General features: G+C 66.8%; 13 protein-coding genes and 1 tRNA gene. 13 read left to right on the top strand and 1 reads right to left on the bottom strand.

What is annotated here, in order from left to right:
• Nucleotides 1-53: 53 nt before the first annotated feature.
• Nucleotides 54-1,256: a pyridoxal phosphate-dependent aminotransferase gene (locus tag B7K24_RS00720; protein WP_084127945.1), complete on the bottom strand. Its 1,203-nt coding sequence runs from the start codon at nt 1,254-1,256 to the stop codon at nt 54-56.
• Between the two features lie 220 nt (nt 1,257-1,476).
• Here B7K24_RS00720 and B7K24_RS00715 point away from each other — a divergent pair, with 220 nt between their 5' ends.
• The 13 genes from B7K24_RS00715 (at nt 1,477) to fusA (ending at nt 17,840) form a co-directional block, all read left to right on the top strand.
• Entirely contained in the window at nt 1,477-2,331 is an 855-nt protein-coding gene (locus B7K24_RS00715; protein ID WP_084127943.1) for a DUF559 domain-containing protein, read from the top strand.
• Nucleotides 2,332-2,564: 233 nt separating this feature from the next.
• Nucleotides 2,565-2,637: transfer RNA gene (locus tag B7K24_RS00710), tRNA-Trp, on the top strand.
• 60 nt (nt 2,638-2,697) lie between these two features.
• The gene (gene secE / locus B7K24_RS00705) at nt 2,698-2,955 is read left to right on the top strand and encodes a preprotein translocase subunit SecE (protein ID WP_084127942.1); all 258 of its coding nucleotides are present in this window, start codon (nt 2,698-2,700) and stop codon (nt 2,953-2,955) included.
• 33 nt (nt 2,956-2,988) lie between these two features.
• Nucleotides 2,989-3,852: a transcription termination/antitermination protein NusG gene (gene nusG / locus B7K24_RS00700; protein ID WP_084127940.1), complete on the top strand. Its 864-nt coding sequence runs from the start codon at nt 2,989-2,991 to the stop codon at nt 3,850-3,852.
• 60 nt (nt 3,853-3,912) lie between these two features.
• A complete protein-coding gene (rplK, locus tag B7K24_RS00695) occupies nt 3,913-4,344 on the top strand; it encodes a 50S ribosomal protein L11 (protein ID WP_084127938.1) in 432 nt (143 codons plus the stop codon).
• Between the two features lie 70 nt (nt 4,345-4,414).
• On the top strand, nt 4,415-5,113 hold the full coding sequence (rplA, locus tag B7K24_RS00690) for a 50S ribosomal protein L1 (RefSeq protein ID WP_084127936.1): 699 nt from the start codon (nt 4,415-4,417) through the stop codon (nt 5,111-5,113).
• Nucleotides 5,114-5,558: 445 nt separating this feature from the next.
• Complete coding sequence (gene rplJ, locus B7K24_RS00685) at nt 5,559-6,080, top strand: 50S ribosomal protein L10 (protein WP_084102339.1); 522 nt, start codon at nt 5,559-5,561, stop codon at nt 6,078-6,080.
• A 59-nt stretch (nt 6,081-6,139) separates the two neighbouring features.
• Nucleotides 6,140-6,523 (top strand): 50S ribosomal protein L7/L12, encoded by a 384-nt coding sequence (gene rplL / locus B7K24_RS00680; RefSeq protein ID WP_084127934.1) that lies wholly within the window; start codon nt 6,140-6,142, stop codon nt 6,521-6,523.
• A gap of 384 nt (nt 6,524-6,907) precedes the next feature.
• Nucleotides 6,908-10,387, top strand: coding sequence for a DNA-directed RNA polymerase subunit beta (rpoB, locus tag B7K24_RS00675; RefSeq protein ID WP_084127932.1), 3,480 nt, complete (start codon nt 6,908-6,910; stop codon nt 10,385-10,387).
• A gap of 14 nt (nt 10,388-10,401) precedes the next feature.
• A complete protein-coding gene (locus B7K24_RS00670; RefSeq protein WP_084127930.1) occupies nt 10,402-14,277 on the top strand; it encodes a DNA-directed RNA polymerase subunit beta' in 3,876 nt (1,291 codons plus the stop codon).
• A 562-nt stretch (nt 14,278-14,839) separates the two neighbouring features.
• On the top strand, nt 14,840-15,214 hold the full coding sequence (rpsL, locus tag B7K24_RS00665; protein WP_084077292.1) for a 30S ribosomal protein S12: 375 nt from the start codon (nt 14,840-14,842) through the stop codon (nt 15,212-15,214).
• A complete protein-coding gene (gene rpsG / locus B7K24_RS00660; protein ID WP_084102335.1) occupies nt 15,214-15,684 on the top strand; it encodes a 30S ribosomal protein S7 in 471 nt (156 codons plus the stop codon). The genes rpsL and rpsG overlap by 1 nt, the downstream gene beginning before the upstream one ends.
• A 41-nt stretch (nt 15,685-15,725) precedes the next feature.
• The gene (gene fusA, locus B7K24_RS00655) at nt 15,726-17,840 is read left to right on the top strand and encodes an elongation factor G (protein WP_084127928.1); all 2,115 of its coding nucleotides are present in this window, start codon (nt 15,726-15,728) and stop codon (nt 17,838-17,840) included.
• Nucleotides 17,841-17,865: the final 25 nt, after the last annotated feature.

Genomic DNA, 17,865 nt, shown 5'->3' with positions numbered 1-17,865 from the left:
GACCGAGGGCGGCCCCGGCGCCTGCCGGGACCGCCCTGTCGGGACGTTGTCGCCTACTGGGCGAGCAGCTCCTGGATGCGGCCCACACCCTCGGCGAGGTCGGCATCGGCCAGCGCGTAGGACAGTCGCACGTAGCCCGAGGGCCCAAAGGCCTCGCCGGGTACGACGGCCACTTCGGCCTCGTCGAGGATGATCGCCGCGAGCTCGGCGGAGGTGTTCGCGACCTTGCCCCGGATCTCGCGGCCAAGGACGCCCTCGACCGACGGGTAGGCGTAGAACGCGCCCTGCGGCACGGGCACCTGGAAGCCGTCGATGGCCGACAGCATCTCGACCATGGTCTTGCGGCGGCGGTCGAAGGCCACGCGCATGGCCTCGACCTCGTCCATGGGCCCGGTCAGGGCGGCGATCGCGGCGCGCTGGCTCACGTTGGCCACGTTGGACGTGAGGTGGCTCTGGAAGTTGGTGGCGGCCTTGATGACGTCCGCGGGGCCCTGCATCCAGCCCACGCGCCAGCCGGTCATCGCGAAGGTCTTGGCAACGCCGTTGAGCACGATGGTCGTGTCGGCGAGCGCGGGAACCTCGCGCAGGATGGGCGTGAACTGGGCGCCGTCATAGAGCAGGTGCTCGTAGATCTCGTCGGTGATCACCCAGATGCCGTGCTCGAGCACCCACTCGCCGATGGCCTTGGTCTGCTCCTGCGAGTACACGGCGCCCGTGGGGTTCGAGGGGCTGCAGAACAGCAGCGCCTTGGTGTTCTCGGTGCGGGCGGCCTCGAGCTGGTCCACCGTCACGAGGTAGCCCTGGTCGGCTCCGGCGAACACCTCGACGGGGGTCGCTCCCGCGAGCGTGATGGCCTCGGGGTAGGTGGTCCAGTAGGGCGCGGGCAGGATGACCTCGTCGCCCGGGTCGAGGATCGCGGCGAACGCCTGGAACACAGCCTGCTTGCCGCCGTTGGTGACGAGCACGCTGGCGGGGTCAATCTCGTAGCCCGAGTCGCGCCGGGTCTTGTCCGCGATGGCCTGCTTCAGCTCGGGAAGACCGGCGGCAGGCGTGTAGCGGTGGTTCTTCGGGTCGCGCGCGGCCTCGACGGCGGCATCCACGATGTGCTGCGGCGTGGGGAAGTCGGGCTCACCCGCTCCGAAACCGATCACCGGACGGCCTGCGGCCTTGAGGGCCTTGGCCTTGGCGTCGACGGCGAGGGTGGCAGACGGCGCAATGGCGCCGAGGCGGGCAGACACGCGGCTGGAGGAGGTCATGGGTGCATTGTTCCACGCGTGCGCGCTGCTTCCACCCGTGAAACCTGTGCCCGTCAGCACCTGCAGCCCAGCCCGTCATCTCGCAGATTGTCGGGCTGGGCTGCAGATATCGGCACTCGCGCCCATCAGATGCCCCGACGACGGGCTCGAGTGCGGGGTGTTGTCCACAGATGGCGTCCCGAGCGCCCGTCCGACGTGAGGACGCGGCAACGTAGACCGCATGGACGTCGCCCGGGCACTGCGCAGATGCGGCGGTGTGGCACGGGTCCGCGACCTGGTGGCGCTCGGGTGCACACGCCACCACATCTCGGTGGCTCGCACGGACGGCGAGATCATCGATGTCTCGCGCGGGCTGGTGGCGCTACCAGACACGGGCGGCGAACGTCTCGCCGCGGCGCGGCTTCACGGCACCGTGACGTGCTCCACCGCGCTCGGGCAGCGAGGCGTGGCCGTGCTCTCATCCCCGTCGTCGGTGTGCGTGGAAGTGGACCGCGCGAGCGGGGCGGCACGTCGCCGGCCGGCGGGAGTGCGCCTTCACTTCCATACAGGCGCGCCGACGCCGCTGCGCGCGATGAGGGTGGCACCCGTGTCCGAGGCGCTCGATGCAGCCGGGTGCTGTCTCGACGAGCGTGAGCACCTCGTGGCCGTGGATTCGGCACTCCACCAGGGCCTGGTGCGGCCGGACCAGATCGCTGCGTTTGCCCGCTCCACGCATCATCGCCGCGACTGGTTGCTCGCTCACATGGATGGGCGGGCGGAGTCGCCTCCGGAGACAATCGCGCGCCTCGACCTCGCGCGGGCCGGGATCTCCGTCCATCCGCAGCGCTTCATTGATGGTGTGGGGCGGGTGGACCTCGTCGCTGCCGAGAAGGTAGTGGTGGAAGTGGATGGTCGTCAGCACCACGACAACCCGGCGGCGTTTCAGCGGGACCGCAGTCGTGACCGCGAACTGACGCGGCGTGGCTACATGGTCTTGAGATTCACTTATCGCGACCTGTGCGGCGCCGCACCGATCAGCGTGGCGGACGCGGTAGCTGCAGCACTGGCCGGGGCGCCGCTCCCGTCAATCCGCTGAATGTCGGGTCCGAGTGCAGGTTTCGGCTGTGCAGCCCGTCAATGCGAGAATGGACGGGCTCGAGAGCCGGAGCGCCGAGGGCGAGCATGCCCCAGGCAGACCGGGTTCGCTTTTCTGAGCCAGAACCCGTACCATTGCAGTTCGGCGATTGACGATCCCGATGATGACCCGCGCCCTGGCACGGTGACGCATCGGCGAACGGCAAGAGCCAACGGAGGTCCCAACGCCTCCGGAGGGTAGTGGCGCAATTGGTAGCGCATCGGTCTCCAAAACCGACGGTTGGGGGTTCGAGTCCCTCCTACCCTGCTGGGCACGGCCTTGGTCGTGCACCCACAACACCCCCGATTCCGAGCAAAGGATTTCCTGGTGAGCGAATCTGCCGTGACGGATTCCGGAGAGCGGGACCCGCGGCACGAAAGCCGCGAGGGCCTGAGCATCTTCGGACGCATCGCGCTGTTCGTGCGCCAGGTGGTCTCCGAGCTCAAGCGGGTGGTGACCCCCACCCGCGAGGAACTGATCCGTTACATCTGGATCGTCCTGGGCTTCGTGGCCGTGATGATGGTGCTGGTGTTCGTGCTCGACCTCGGGTTCGGATCGCTGTCCGCGTGGGTGTTCGGCGGCTAACTGCCGCACAACGAATCTAGGAAGTGGTGACTCGTGAGTGACGACAAGCTCGACGCGGCCGGCGACAAGCTGGACGCCCTCGTAGCCGACATCGCCGAGGCGACCGACCGCGCACAGGCGGCCGCGGACGCCCCGGCCGACGACGTGACCCCTGCGGTCGACGAGGCTCAGCTGTCGGACGCTCCCGAGGACACGCTGATCGAGGACGACGACGACACCATTCCGTCCGACGACGAGATCGAAGCCGCCGAAGAGGCCGCCGTCGAGCTCGAAGACGAGGCCGCGGAGGTTCCCGCCCCGGTCGACCCCATCGAGGAGTTCAAGGCCCAGCTGCGTATGCAGGAGGGCGACTGGTACGTCATTCACAGCTACTCGGGTCACGAGAAGCGCGTGAAGCAGTCCATTGAGCACCGCCGCGAGAGCCTTCACCAGGAAGACTTCATCTTCCAGGTCGAGGTGCCGATGGAAGACGTCGCCGAAATCAAGAACGGCCAGCGCAAGCTGGTGACCCGCGTGCGGATGCCCGGATACGTCCTGGTGCGCATGTACCTCACGGACGAGTCGTGGGGCACCGTGCGCAACACCCCCGGCGTTACGGGATTCGTGGGTCACGCCCACCAGCCCGTGCCGCTGACGCCCGACGAGGTGTACGCGATGCTCGCCCCCAAGGAGGGCGCCGACGCCACGTCCGAGGAGCCGTCGCAGAGCAAGGCCGCGCCCGTCGAGGTCGACTTCGTGGTGGGCGAGTCCATCACCGTCATCGATGGCCCGTTTGCCACGCTGCCCGGCACCATCTCCGAGATCTCCGTGGAGTCCCAGAAGCTCCAGGTTCTCGTCTCCATCTTCGGCCGGGAGACCCCGGTCGAGCTGGCGTTCACTCAGGTCCAGAAGATCTGAGCCTGACGCCAGCACCCACGGCGGCAGCCAGCCGCCCCCAGCAACAGAAGGACCCGAAACATGGCAGCCCCTAAGAAGAAGGTCGCTGGTCTGATCAAGCTTCAGATCCAGGCCGGCGCCGCGAACCCCGCTCCGCCCGTTGGACCCGCCCTGGGTCAGCACGGCGTGAACATCATGGAGTTCTGCAAGGCCTACAACGCGGCCACCGAGTCGCAGCGTGGCAACGTGATTCCCGTGGAGATCACGGTCTACGAAGACCGTTCCTTCACGTTCATCACGAAGACCCCGCCGGCCGCAGAACTCATCAAGAAGGCCGCAGGCGTCCCCAAGGGCTCCGGCACTCCGCACACCACCAAGGTCGGCTCGCTGACCGAGGAGCAGGTGCGCGAGATCGCCGAGCAGAAGATGGCCGACCTCAACGCCAACGACATCGACGCCGCTGCGAAGATCATCGCCGGCACCGCCCGCTCCATGGGCATCACGGTCTCCTAAGGACCGCACCAGAAAGACCAGTGGGAGGGGTCGCGCTGACCCGCCACCACGACTGCAAAGGAAGAAGCAGATGACCAAGCGCTCCAAGGCTTACCGCGACGCAGCTCAGCTCGTCGACCGTAGCCAGCTCTACACCCCGCTCGAGGCCGTGCGTCTCGCGCAGAAGACTGCCTCGAAGAACACCGACTCGACCATCGACGTCGTGTTCAAGCTGGGCGTCGACCCCCGTCACGCGGACCAGGCCGTCCGTTCGACCACCATCCTGCCTCACGGCACCGGCAAGACCGCTCGGGTCCTGGTCTTCGCCAACGGTGACAAGGCAGACGCCGCACGTGAGGCCGGCGCCGACATCGTCGGCGGCGACGAGCTCATCGACGAGGTTCAGGGCGGACGCCAGGACTTCGACGCTGTGGTCGCCACGCCCGACCTCATGGGTAAGGTCGGTCGCCTCGGCCGCGTGCTCGGCCCCCGTGGCCTCATGCCGAACCCCAAGACCGGCACCGTGACGATGGACGTGGCCAAGGCCGTGTCCGACATCAAGGGCGGAAAGATCGAGTTCCGTGTCGACAAGCACGCCAACCTTCACTCGGTGATCGGCAAGGCGTCGTTCGGCGACGAGAAGCTGCTCGAGAACTTCCAGGCCGTCCTCGACGAGGTCCAGCGTGTGAAGCCGTCCGCCTCGAAGGGTCGCTACATCATCAAGGCCTCCATCTCGGCGACCCAGGGCCCCGGTATCCCCGTGGACGCCCTCGCCAAGATCGAGAAGTAGAGCAGGCACACCAGACGCACTCGCGCGAGGCCCGGTGACCCCGGACTGAGTGTCAGAGAGCACGCGACCGCCCTCGCCCCCCACCGGGGACGCGGCGCGTCGCCCGGCCCGGCTGCCCGTCCCACTGGACGGACAGCCGGGTCATCTCCTTTTCCGGCGGCCTATGCCGTGGCATGGCCCCGTATGGAGGCCCGCCATCGCATCGGCCGCCTCAAGGAGACACCACTCGAAAAGTGGTGTAAGATTTTCAACGCCCAAGACCGCCGGTTGTCAGGAGCGCGCAAGCGAGCCCGACCGAAGTCCCGCAGCAGCGGAGGCCAGCGCAGGTGAACTGAGAAGCGTCGTACGACGCGGCCCAGCCCCGCCTGCGCGGGGCTTTTCTGTTGTCCGGGGGAGGCCGTCTCCGCAAGGAGGCGCCGACGGTCACCCGAAGGAAGGACACCCCATGGCGACGCCAGACAAGGTGGCAGCAGTCAAGGAGCTCGCGGACCAGTTCCGTGACGCCTCGGCTGTCGTTGTCACCGAGTACCGCGGCCTTTCGGTGCCGCAGCTCGCTGAGCTGCGCACGAAGCTCCGCGGCGCCGCGACCTACGTGGTCGCGAAGAACACTCTGACGGCGCTCGCGGCCAAGGATGCCGGCGTGGAAGGTCTCGACGACCTCTTCGTTGGTCCCACGGCCATTGCATTCATCACCGGTGACCCGGTGGAGGCTGCAAAGGGTCTGAAGGGTTTTGCCAAGGAGAACGACAAGCTCGTCATCAAGGGCGGCGTTCTCGAAGGCAATGTGCTCTCCGCCGAGGAGATCAACAAGCTCGCAGACCTCGAGTCCCGTGAAGTGCTGCTCGCGAAGGCGGCGGGTGCCATGCAGGCCTCGCTCGTCAACGCCGCATACATGTTCCAGGCACCGCTGTCCAAGGCAGCGCGCGCCGTCGACGCCCTGCGTGCCAAGCAGGGAGACGCGGCCTAAGGGCCGCTACCCCCATCTCCACCCTCTGCTCACACGCAGCAAAAAGTTAGGAAACCATCATGGCTAAGCTCACCACCGAAGAGCTCATCGAGCAGTTCAAGGAGCTCTCGCTCATCGAGCTGTCGGAGTTCGTGAAGGCGTTCGAGGAGACCTTCGACGTCACCGCCGCCGCCCCCGCGGCCGTTGCCGTGGCCGCCGCCCCCGCGGGCGAGGCCGAGGCTGCTGAGGAGAAGGACGAGTTCGACGTCATCCTCACCGCCGTTGGCGACAAGAAGATCCAGGTCATCAAGGAGGTGCGCGCGCTCACGTCGCTCGGCCTCGGCGAGGCCAAGGCGCTCGTGGACGAGGCCCCCAAGGCCGTCCTCGAGGGCGCCAAGAAGGAGGACGCGGAGAAGGCCAAGGAGCAGCTCGAGGCTGCCGGCGCCACCGTCGAGCTCAAGTAAGCTCACCCCTTTTCGCACGCGGGCCGGGTCTCCCTTCGGGGAGGCCCGGCCTTCGTCGTTTCTCCCGATGGCCGATGCCGTGGCGGGCTCGCCCTTGCCGCTCGCCGGGCCGCGGTGGCGCACTCCGTGGCCGGTCATTGGTACGCTCGTGGCCAGCGAAAGCGTTCCGGTGCCGCCCAGATGTGGCAACGCCCGGCGAGTCGGCTTGCGCCGTTGGACATTTTGTCCGGCGGCGAGTACGCTCTTGCTTTGCGCTGTCTATTGCCCTGCCCTCAGATGCCTACCCGGCGCGCCTCCGCTCCATAGCGGCTTGGCCCCGGGATCCGGTGGAGCTGCGGCTTGTGACTCGCGACACGCACGCTACAAAAAGGGAAGGACCCGCCCTTGGCTGCTTCGCGCACCCCCTCGGCTACCGCCATCGCCAACCGCTCCGCATCCCCCCGTATCTCCTTCGCCTCGATTGCCGAGCCGATCGAGGTCCCGAACCTGCTGGGGATTCAGACCGAGAGCTTTGACTGGCTCATCGGCAACGAGACGTGGAAGGGCCGCGTGGCTGCGGCTCAGAAGGACGGCCGCGATGACGTCCCGGAGATCGCCGGTCTGCAGGAGGTCTTCGAAGAGATCTCCCCGATCGAGGACTTCGGTCAGACCATGTCCCTCAGCTTCTCGGACCCGTACTTCGAGGAGCCCCGCAACACTCCCGAGGAGTGCAAGGAGAAGGACTTCACGTACGCCGCTCAGCTGTTCGTCACCGCTGAGTTCATGAACAACACCACGGGCGAGATCAAGTCCCAGACGGTGTTCATGGGCGACTTCCCGCTCATGACCCCCAAGGGCACGTTCATCGTCAACGGCACCGAGCGCGTCGTCGTGTCGCAGCTGGTCCGTTCGCCCGGTGTGTACTTCGAGCGCACGCCCGACAAGACGTCGGACAAGGACATCTTCACCGCGAAGGTCATCCCCTCGCGCGGCGCCTGGCTCGAGTTCGAGATCGACAAGCGCGACGCCGTCGGCGTGCGCGTCGACCGCAAGCGCAAGCAGCCCGTGACGCTGTTCCTCAAGGCCCTCGGCATGTCCGACGAGGCCATCGCGTCGGAGTTCAAGGACTTCCCCGCGCTGCTCGACACCCTCGAGAAGGACACCGTCCACTCGCAGGAAGAGGCGCTCGTCGACCTCTACCGCAAGCTGCGCCCGGGCGAGCCGCCCACGGTCGAGGCCGGTCAGAACCTGCTCGACAACTTCTACTTCAACCCCAAGCGCTACGACCTCGCGAAGGTCGGCCGCTTCAAGCTGAACAAGAAGCTCAAGGTCGGCAAGGCCCTCGGTGACTCGGTGCTGTCGCTCGACGACATCGTCGCCACCGTCAAGTACACGCTCGCCGCACACGCCGGCCACGCGACCTTCGAGTCCCTCGCGGGCGAGGTTGAGGTCGAGACCGACGACATCGACCACTTCGGCAACCGCCGTATTCGCGCCGTCGGCGAGCTGGTGCAGAACCAGATTCGCACCGGTCTGTCGCGCATGGAGCGCGTCGTGCGCGAGCGCATGACGACGCAGGACGTCGAGGCGATCACGCCCCAGACCCTGATCAACACGCGCCCCGTCGTGGCCGCGATCCGTGAGTTCTTCGGCACCTCGCAGCTGTCGCAGTTCATGGACCAGAACAACCCGCTGGCCGGCCTGACGAACAAGCGTCGTCTGTCCGCGCTGGGCCCGGGTGGTCTGTCCCGTGACCGCGCCGGCATGGAGGTCCGTGACGTTCACCCCTCGCACTACGGCCGCATGTGCCCCATTGAGACCCCTGAAGGCCCGAACATCGGCCTGATCGGCGCCCTCGCGACCTACGGCCGCGTGAACCCGCTCGGCTTCGTCGAGACGCCGTACCGCAAGGTCATCAAGGGCCAGGTCTCGGACAAGATCGACTACCTGACCGCAGACGACGAGGACCACTACGTCATCGCCCAGGCGAACGCCGCGCTGGACGACGACAACTCGTTCGCCGAGGAGCGCGTCCTGGTCCGCTCGAAGGGCGGCGAGGTCGAGTTCGTGCCGCGCGACGCCGTGGACTACATGGACGTTTCGCCGCGCCAGATGGTGTCGGTCGCGACCGCCCTCATCCCGTTCCTCGAGCACGACGACGCCAACCGCGCCCTCATGGGTGCGAACATGCAGCGTCAGGCCGTGCCGCTGGTGCGCGCCGACGCCCCGCTCGTCGGTACCGGCATGGAGCGCCGCGCAGCCGTGGACGCCGGTGACGTGGTCGTCGCGACCAAGGCCGGTGTGGTGACCGAGGTCAGCGCCGAGCTGATCACCGTCGCCAACGACGACGGCACCACGGGCTCGTACCGTGCCGCCAAGTTCCAGCGCTCCAACCAGGGCACCAACTACAACCAGCGCGTGCTGGTCGACGAGGGCGACCAGGTCGTCCCCGGCTCCGTCCTCGCGGACGGTCCGTCGACCGACGAGGGCGAGCTGTCGCTCGGCCGCAACCTGCTGGTCGCCTTCATGTGCTGGGAGGGTCACAACTACGAGGACGCGATCATCCTGTCGCAGCGCATCGTGCAGGACGACGACCTCACCTCGATTCACATCGAGGAGCACGAGGTCGACGCCCGCGACACGAAGCTGGGCCCCGAGGAGATCACCCGCGACATCCCCAACGCCTCCGAGGAGGTGCTGGCCGACCTCGACGAGCGCGGCATCATCCGCATCGGCGCCGAGGTGCGTGCGGGCGACATCCTGGTCGGCAAGGTCACCCCGAAGGGTGAGACCGAGCTGACCCCGGAGGAGCGCCTGCTGCGCGCCATCTTCGGTGAGAAGGCGCGCGAGGTGCGCGACACGTCCCTCAAGGTCCCCCACGGCGAGTCCGGCACCGTCATCGGTGTGCGCGTGTTCACCGAGGAGGACGGCGACGACCTGCCCGCAGGCGTGAACCAGCTGGTGCGCGTCTACATCGCGCAGCGTCGCAAGATCTCCGAGGGTGACAAGCTCGCCGGTCGTCACGGCAACAAGGGCGTCATCTCGACGATCCTGCCTGTCGAGGACATGCCGTTCCTCGAGGACGGTACGCCCGTCGACGTGATCCTGAACCCGCTGGGCGTGCCCGGCCGCATGAACGTCGGTCAGGTCCTCGAGACCCACACCGGCTGGGTGGCCAAGCACGGCTGGGATGCGACCGAGTCGACCGAGGAGTGGGCCAAGAAGCTGCCCGAGGCCGCCAAGAAGTCGGCCCCCGGCACGCCGGTGGCAACCCCCGTGTTCGACGGTCTCGAAGAGAACACGCTCATCAACCTCCGCACGGTCATCAACCCCAACCGCGACGGCGACCGCCTGGTCGACGAGAACGGTAAGGCGCGACTGTTCGATGGTCGTACCGGTGAGCCGTTCCCCGAGCCCGTGGCCGTGGGTTACAAGTACATCCTGAAGCTCCACCACCTGGTCGACGACAAGATCCACGCGCGTTCGACCGGCCCGTACTCGATGATCACCCAGCAGCCGCTCGGCGGTAAGGCCCAGTTCGGTGGCCAGCGCTTCGGTGAGATGGAGGTGTGGGCCCTCGAGGCATACGGCGCCGCCTACGCGCTGCAGGAGCTCCTCACCATCAAGTCGGACGACGTCGTCGGCCGCGTGAAGGTGTACGAGGCCATCGTGAAGGGCCAGAACATCCCCGACCCGGGCCTGCCCGAGTCGTTCCGGGTGCTCATGAAGGAGATGCAGTCCCTGTGCCTGAACGTCGAGGTCCTGAACCAGGAGGGTCAGGTCATCGAGATGCGCGACAACGAGGATGACGCGTATCAGGCTGCCGAGTCCCTCGGTATCTCCCTGTCCAGCCGCCCGGACGCCTCCAGCGTCGACGAGATCTGAGAGAAGGAACCTGAATGTTCGACGTGAACGAATTCGGCGACCTGCGCATCGGCCTGGCGACCGCGGAAGAGATCCGCAACTGGTCGCACGGCGAGGTGAAGAAGCCCGAGACGATCAACTACCGCACGCTCAAGCCCGAGAAGGACGGCCTGTTCTGCGAGAAGATCTTCGGCCCCACCCGTGACTGGGAGTGTGGCTGCGGCAAGTACAAGCGCGTCCGCTACCGCGGCATCGTCTGCGAGCGTTGCGGCGTCGAGGTGACCCGCTCGCGCGTGCGTCGTGAGCGCATGGGCCACATCGAGCTGGCCGCCCCCGTGACCCACATCTGGTACTTCAAGGGTGTGCCGTCGCGACTGGGCTACCTGCTGGACCTCGCGCCCAAGGACCTGGAGAAGGTCATCTACTTCGCGGCCTACATGGTCACCGAGGTGGACGAGGAGGCGCGTCACCGCGACCTTCCCGAGCTGCGCAACGAGATCGAGAACGAGAAGAAGTACCTCGCCAACCAGCGCGACGTGGACATCAACAACCGCGCCGAGAAGTTGGAGAAGGACCTCGCCGAGCTCGAGGCCGAGGGTGCCAAGGCCGATGTGAAGCGCAAGGTCAAGGACGGCGCCGAGCGTGAGATGGCGACCCTGCGCAAGCGCGCGGACGCCGAGATCGATCGTCTCGACGCGGTGTTCGACCGCTTCACGAGCCTCAAGGTCCAGGACCTCGAGGGCGACGAGCTGCTCTACCGCGAGCTGCAGCGCCGCTACGGCCCCTACTTCAAGGGCTCGATGGGTGCCGAGGCGATCCAGAAGCGTCTCGAGGACTTCGACCTCGAGGCGGAGGCCGAGAACCTGCGCGACATCATTGCCAACGGCAAGGGCCAGCGCAAGACGCGTGCGCTCAAGCGCCTGAAGGTGGTCAACGCGTTCCTCACGACCACCAACAGCCCCACGGGCATGGTCCTGGGCGCCGTCCCGGTCATCCCGCCGGACCTGCGTCCCATGGTGCAGCTGGACGGTGGCCGCTTCGCGACCTCCGACCTCAACGACCTGTACCGCCGCGTGATCAACCGCAACAACCGCCTCAAGCGACTGATGGACCTGGGTGCGCCCGACATCATCGTGAACAACGAGAAGCGCATGCTGCAGGAGGCCGTGGACGCGCTGTTCGACAACGGCCGTCGTGGTCGCCCGGTGACGGGTCCCGGCAACCGCCCCCTCAAGTCCATCTCGGACATGCTCAAGGGCAAGCAGGGTCGTTTCCGTCAGAACCTGCTGGGCAAGCGTGTCGACTACTCGGGCCGTTCGGTCATCGTGGTCGGCCCCCAGCTGAAGCTGCACCAGTGCGGTCTGCCCAAGCAGATGGCGCTCGAGCTGTTCAAGCCGTTCGTGATGAAGCGTCTCGTGGAGCTCAACCACGCGCAGAACATCAAGTCGGCCAAGCGTATGGTCGAGCGCTCGCGCCCCGAGGTCTGGGACGTGCTTGAAGAGGTCATCACCGAGCACCCCGTGCTGCTCAACCGTGCGCCCACCCTGCACCGTCTGGGCATCCAGGCGTTCGAGCCTCAGCTCGTTGAGGGCAAGGCCATCCACCTGCACCCGCTCGTCTGCGGCGCGTTCAACGCCGACTTCGACGGTGACCAGATGGCCGTGCACCTGCCCCTGTCGGCGGAGGCACAGGCCGAGGCCCGCGTGCTGATGCTCTCGAGCAACAACATCCTCAAGCCGTCGGACGGCCGTCCGGTGACCATGCCCTCGCAGGACATGATCATCGGCCTGTACCACCTGTCGCTGCTCAAGGACGACGTCAAGGGCGAGGGCCTGGCCTTCACCTCGACCTCCGAGGCACGCATGGCGTTCGACGCGGGCGAGATCGACCTCAACGCGCAGATCAAGCTGCGCGTTGACGGCGACACCATCCCGCCGGTGGGCTTCGAGCTGCCCGAGGGCTACGAGGCCGGACAGCCGTTCGTCCTCGAGACCACGCTGGGCCGCGCGCTGTTCAACGAGACGCTCCCCGTGTCGTACCCCTACGTCAACCGCAACGTCGACAAGAAGGTGCTGGGCGACATCGTCAACACCCTCGCCGAGCGTTACCCCAAGGTTGAGGTCGCGGAGTCGCTGGACGCCCTCAAGGCGGCCGGCTTCCACTGGGCCACTCGCTCGGGCGTCACGATCGGTATCGGCGACGTGGCGATGCCCGCCTCGAAGCAGGAGATCCTCGAGCGTTACGAGGCTCAGGCGGAGAAGGTGCAGGTCCAGTACGAGACCGGTCTGATCACCGACGACGAGCGCCGTCAGGAGCTCATCGAGATCTGGACCCAGGCCACCAACGAGGTCGACCGCGCCATGCGTGAGTCGTTCCCCAAGCACAACACCGTCCACACCATGGTCGGTTCGGGTGCGCGTGGTAACTGGATGCAGGTCCGTCAGATCGCGGGTATGCGTGGCCTCGTGGCCAACCCGAAGGGTGAGATCATCCCGCGTCCGATCAAGTCGAACTACCGCGAGGGCCTGTCGGTCCTCGAGTACTTCATCGCGACGCACGGTGCCCGTAAGGGTCTGGCCGACACCGCGCTGCGTACCGCCGACTCGGGTTACCTGACCCGTCGTCTGGTGGACGTGTCGCAGGACGTCATCGTGCGCGAGGAGGACTGCGGCACGGAGCGTGGACTGGCGATGCCCATCGTCGAGACCACCGCGACGGGCGAGGTCGTCAAGCACGAGCGTGTGGAGACCTCGGTCTTCGCCCGCACGCTCGCGACCGACGTCACCGACGCCGACGGCAACGTGGTCGGTAAGGCCGGCGCGGACATCGGCGATGTGCTGATCGACAACCTAATCGGCCACGGCATCACCGAGGTCAAGGTCCGTTCGGTGCTCACCTGTGAGTCCGCCGTCGGTACCTGCGCCAAGTGCTACGGCCGCTCGCTCGCGACCCGTGAGCTTGTCGACATCGGCGAGGCCGTCGGTATCGTTGCGGCCCAGTCGATCGGTGAGCCCGGTACCCAGCTGACGATGCGTACGTTCCACACCGGTGGCGTGGCGTCCGCAGACGACATCACGCAGGGTCTGCCGCGTGTCCAGGAGCTCTTCGAGGCCCGTACCCCCAAGGGTGAGGCCCCGATCTCCGAGGTCGCCGGAACCCTGAAGGTCGACGACTCGGAGGCCACGCGCCGCCTGGTCGTCACGCCCGACAACGGCGACGAGCCGTTCGAGTACCCCGTCACGAAGCGTTCGCGTCTCCTGGTTCAGGATGGCGAGCACGTCGAGGTGGGCCAGCAGCTGGTCGCCGGTGCGGTGGACCCGAAGAGCGTCCTGCGCATCCTCGGCCCCCGTGCCACGCAGAAGCACCTGGTCGACGAGGTGCAGAACGTGTACCGCTCACAGGGTGTGGAGATCCACGACAAGCACATCGAGGTCATCGTGCGCCAGATGCTGCGTCGCGTGACCGTGCTGGACTCGGGTGACTCCCCGCTGCTGCCGGGCGAGCTCGCGGAGCGTGCGCGCTTCGAGAAGGCCAACCGTGAGACCGTGACGAAGGGCGGCAAGCCGGCATCGGCCCGTCCCGAGCTCATGGGTATCACCAAGGCGTCGCTCGCGACCGAGTCGTGGCTGTCGGCGGCCTCCTTCCAGGAGACCACGCGCGTCCTCACCGAGGCCGCGATGTCCGGCAAGTCCGACCCGCTCGTGGGCCTCAAGGAGAACGTCATCCTCGGTAAGCTCATCCCCGCCGGTACCGGTCTGCACCAGTACCGCACGGCGACCGTCGAGCCCACCGAAGAGGCCAAGGCCAACCTGTTCCCGACCTTCGGGTACGAGGAGTGGGACGGCCAGTTCTTCTCGGAGGGCACCGGCGAGGCCGTGCCGCTCGAGGAGTTCGACCTGCCGCGCGACTAAGCGCCGCGTCACGCTTGGCCCGGCTGCCCTTCGGGGTGGCCGGGCCTTCGCGTGTCTCGGCGGGCGCGTGGGCCGGGTCCCGCTCGCCGCCGGGCTGCTCATGTCCTCACGCGCGCCACGACGGGCGCGTGCATGGCGGAGATGAGGACATGTGCGCCACGACCCGAGGGGGCGGGCGCGAATGCACGCCTCCGCGTGGCCGATGCCATACGTACGCTTCGCTGTGGCGCACCTCATACGGCCGTTGCCACGGCATCGGCCCTGCTAAAAAGCCCTCAGCGAGGCGTGCCATAGCAGTCGGGTTGGCGCTGTTCGCGCATGCGCTCCGGCGTGTCTACAATAGATGCGGTCGATCCGACCGCACGGGTGTCGCCACCCGCAGGAGGCCCCGACGGTCCCAGGCTTTGACGCCTACGCGTACGGCGAGTATTGTTGATACTCGTGCCCGCGACGTCGGGCCCCTATGCGTGCCCTTCCGGGTACGCCATCAAGAAGGTGCGACACGCCCGGGCGCGGGGGTCGGACCACCACGAGTTTCGTCCACCGATCAAACGGAGAAGTAGTGCCTACGATTCAGCAGCTGGTTCGAAAGGGCCGGCACCCTAAGGCCAGCAAGACCAAGACGCCGGCCCTGAAGTCCAGCCCCCAGCGTCGTGGCGTGTGCACCCGTGTGTACACCACCACGCCGAAGAAGCCGAACTCGGCACTGCGCAAGGTCGCCCGTGTGCGCCTGTCCAGCGGCATCGAGGTCACCGCGTACATCCCCGGTGAGGGCCACAACCTGCAGGAGCACTCGATCGTGCTCGTCCGCGGTGGTCGTGTGAAGGACCTCCCCGGTGTGCGCTACAAGATCGTCCGCGGCTCGCTCGACACCCAGGGTGTCAAGGGCCGCCAGCAGGCTCGCAGCCGCTACGGCGCGAAGAGGGAGAAGAAGTAATGCCTCGCAAGGGACCGGCCCCTAAGCGGCCCATCATCAACGACCCCGTTCACGGTGCCCCCATCGTCACTCAGCTGATCAACAAGGTCCTGCTTGACGGCAAGAAGTCGACCGCTGAGGCGATCGTCTACGGTGCCCTCGAGGGTGTCGCCGAGAAGTCCGGCCAGGACGCCGTGACCGTGCTGAAGCGTGCGCTCGACAACATCCGTCCCGCCCTTGAGGTCCGCAGCCGCCGCGTTGGTGGCGCGACCTACCAGGTGCCGGTCGACGTGCGTCCGACCCGCTCGACCACGCTCGCGCTGCGCTGGCTCGTCGACTTCTCGCGCGCTCGTCGCGAGAAGACCATGACCGAGCGTCTGATGAACGAGATCCTCGACGCCTCGAACGGCCTCGGCGCCGCTGTCAAGCGTCGCGAGGACATGCACAAGATGGCCGAGTCGAACAAGGCGTTCGCGCACTACCGCTGGTAGTCGCTGCCCTGTTCTGACGGACAACCCAAGGAGAACCACTCGTGGCACAGGACGTGCTCACGGACCTCACCAAGGTCCGCAACATCGGCATCATGGCGCACATCGACGCCGGCAAGACCACCACCACCGAGCGCATCCTGTTCTACACGGGTGTGAACCACAAGATCGGTGAGACCCACGAAGGTGCGTCGACGACTGACTGGATGGAGCAGGAGCAGGAGCGCGGCATCACCATCACCTCCGCCGCGGTGACCTGCTTCTGGGACAAGCACCAGATCAACATCATCGACACCCCCGGTCACGTGGACTTCACGGTCGAGGTCGAGCGCTCGCTGCGCGTCCTCGACGGCGCGGTCGCGGTCTTCGACGCGAAGGAGGGCGTGGAGCCCCAGTCGGAGAACGTCTGGCGTCAGGCCGACAAGTACGACGTCCCCCGCATCTGCTTCGTCAACAAGATGGACAAGCTGGGCGCGGACTTCTACTTCACGGTCGACACCATCGTGAAGCGCCTCGGCGCCAAGCCGCTCGTCATCCAGCTGCCCATCGGCGCTGAGAACGACTTCGTCGGCATCGTCGACCTCGTCGAGATGAACGCCAAGGTGTGGCCCGGCGACGCCAAGGGCGACGTGACCATGGGTGCGACCTACGAGACCACCGAGATCCCCGCGGACCTCAAGGACAAGGCCGACCAGTACCGTGCCGAACTCCTCGAGACGGTGGCCGAGTCGGACGAGGCGCTGCTCGAGAAGTACCTCGGCGGCGAGGAGCTGACCACGGCCGAGATCAAGGCCGCGATCCGCAAGATGACGGTTGCCTCGGAGCTGTACCCGGTCCTGTGTGGCTCGGCGTACAAGAACCGTGGCGTCCAGCCCATGCTCGACGCGGTCATCGACTACCTGCCCGGCCCGGCCGACGTGCCCGCCATCAAGGGTGTCGACGCCAAGGACGAGTCCATCGAGATCGAGCGTCACGCCGACGCGAACGAGCCCTTCGCGGCCCTTGCGTTCAAGGTTGTGTCGCACCCGTTCTTCGGCCGCCTCACCTACGTGCGCGTCTACTCCGGTCACCTCGAGACCGGTGCCCAGGTCATTAACTCGACCAAGGGCAAGAAGGAGCGCATCGGCAAGCTCTTCCAGATGCACGCCAACAAGGAAAACCCGGTCGACACGATCCAGGCGGGTCACATCTACGCCGTGATCGGTCTGAAGGACACCACGACCGGTGACACCCTGTGCAACCCGGACCACCAGGTCGTCCTCGAGTCGATGACGTTCCCGGAGCCCGTGATCGACGTGGCCATCGAGCCCAAGACCAAGGGTGACCAGGAGAAGCTGTCGACCGCCATCCAGAAGCTCGCCGAGGAGGACCCCACCTTCCGCGTGCGCCTGGACGAGGAGACCGGCCAGACCGTCATCGGCGGTATGGGCGAGCTGCACCTCGACATCCTCGTGGACCGCATGCGCCGCGAGTTCAAGGTCGACGCCAACGTGGGTAAGCCCCAGGTGGCGTACCGCGAGACGATCCGCAAGACCGTCGACAAGTACGACTACACGCACAAGAAGCAGACCGGTGGTTCCGGCCAGTTCGCGAAGGTCCAGATCCGTCTGGAGCCCCTCGAGGCCGATGCCGAGGTGCTGTACGAGTTCGACAACGCCGTGACCGGTGGTCGCGTGCCGCGCGAGTACATCCCGTCGGTCGACGCCGGTATCCAGTCCGCGATGGAGCTGGGCATCCAGGCCGGTTACCCGGTCGTGGGCGTCAAGGCCACGCTGCTTGACGGTGCCTACCACGACGTCGACTCCTCGGAGATGGCGTTCAAGATCGCGGGCTCGATGGCCTTCAAGGAGGCCGCGCGCCTCGCGAAGCCCGTCCTGCTCGAGCCGATGTTCGCCGTTGAGGTCCGTACTCCCGAGGAGTACATGGGTGACGTCATTGGTGACATCAACTCCCGCCGCGGCCAGATCCGCCAGATGTCGGATGCGTCCGGCGTCAAGGTGGTCGACGCGCTCGTGCCGCTGTCGGAGATGTTCGGTTACGTCGGCGACCTGCGGTCGAAGACGTCCGGTCGCGCCGTCTACTCGATGGTGTTCGACAGCTACGCGGAGGTCCCGAAGGCTGTGGCCGACGAGATCATCGCGAAGACCCGCGGCGAGTAACCCCAGCCGGCGTAATAATCAGGAA

Source organism: Demequina sp. NBRC 110055, assembly GCF_002090135.1.
In the GTDB taxonomy this organism is placed as follows: domain Bacteria; phylum Actinomycetota; class Actinomycetes; order Actinomycetales; family Demequinaceae; genus Demequina.
This window is presented reverse-complemented; position numbering and strand designations above follow the sequence as displayed.

Coding starts and splice junctions, on each gene's coding strand:
- B7K24_RS00670 (WP_084127930.1), top strand. CDS start 10,402: ATGTTCGACGTGAACGAATTCGGCGACCTGCGCATCGGCCTGGCGACC.
- rplL (WP_084127934.1), top strand. CDS start 6,140: ATGGCTAAGCTCACCACCGAAGAGCTCATCGAGCAGTTCAAGGAGCTC.
- rplK (WP_084127938.1), top strand. CDS start 3,913: ATGGCAGCCCCTAAGAAGAAGGTCGCTGGTCTGATCAAGCTTCAGATC.
- rpsG (WP_084102335.1), top strand. CDS start 15,214: ATGCCTCGCAAGGGACCGGCCCCTAAGCGGCCCATCATCAACGACCCC.
- rplJ (WP_084102339.1), top strand. CDS start 5,559: ATGGCGACGCCAGACAAGGTGGCAGCAGTCAAGGAGCTCGCGGACCAG.
- B7K24_RS00715 (WP_084127943.1), top strand. CDS start 1,477: ATGGACGTCGCCCGGGCACTGCGCAGATGCGGCGGTGTGGCACGGGTC.
- B7K24_RS00720 (WP_084127945.1), bottom strand. CDS start 1,256: ATGACCTCCTCCAGCCGCGTGTCTGCCCGCCTCGGCGCCATTGCGCCG.
- rplA (WP_084127936.1), top strand. CDS start 4,415: ATGACCAAGCGCTCCAAGGCTTACCGCGACGCAGCTCAGCTCGTCGAC.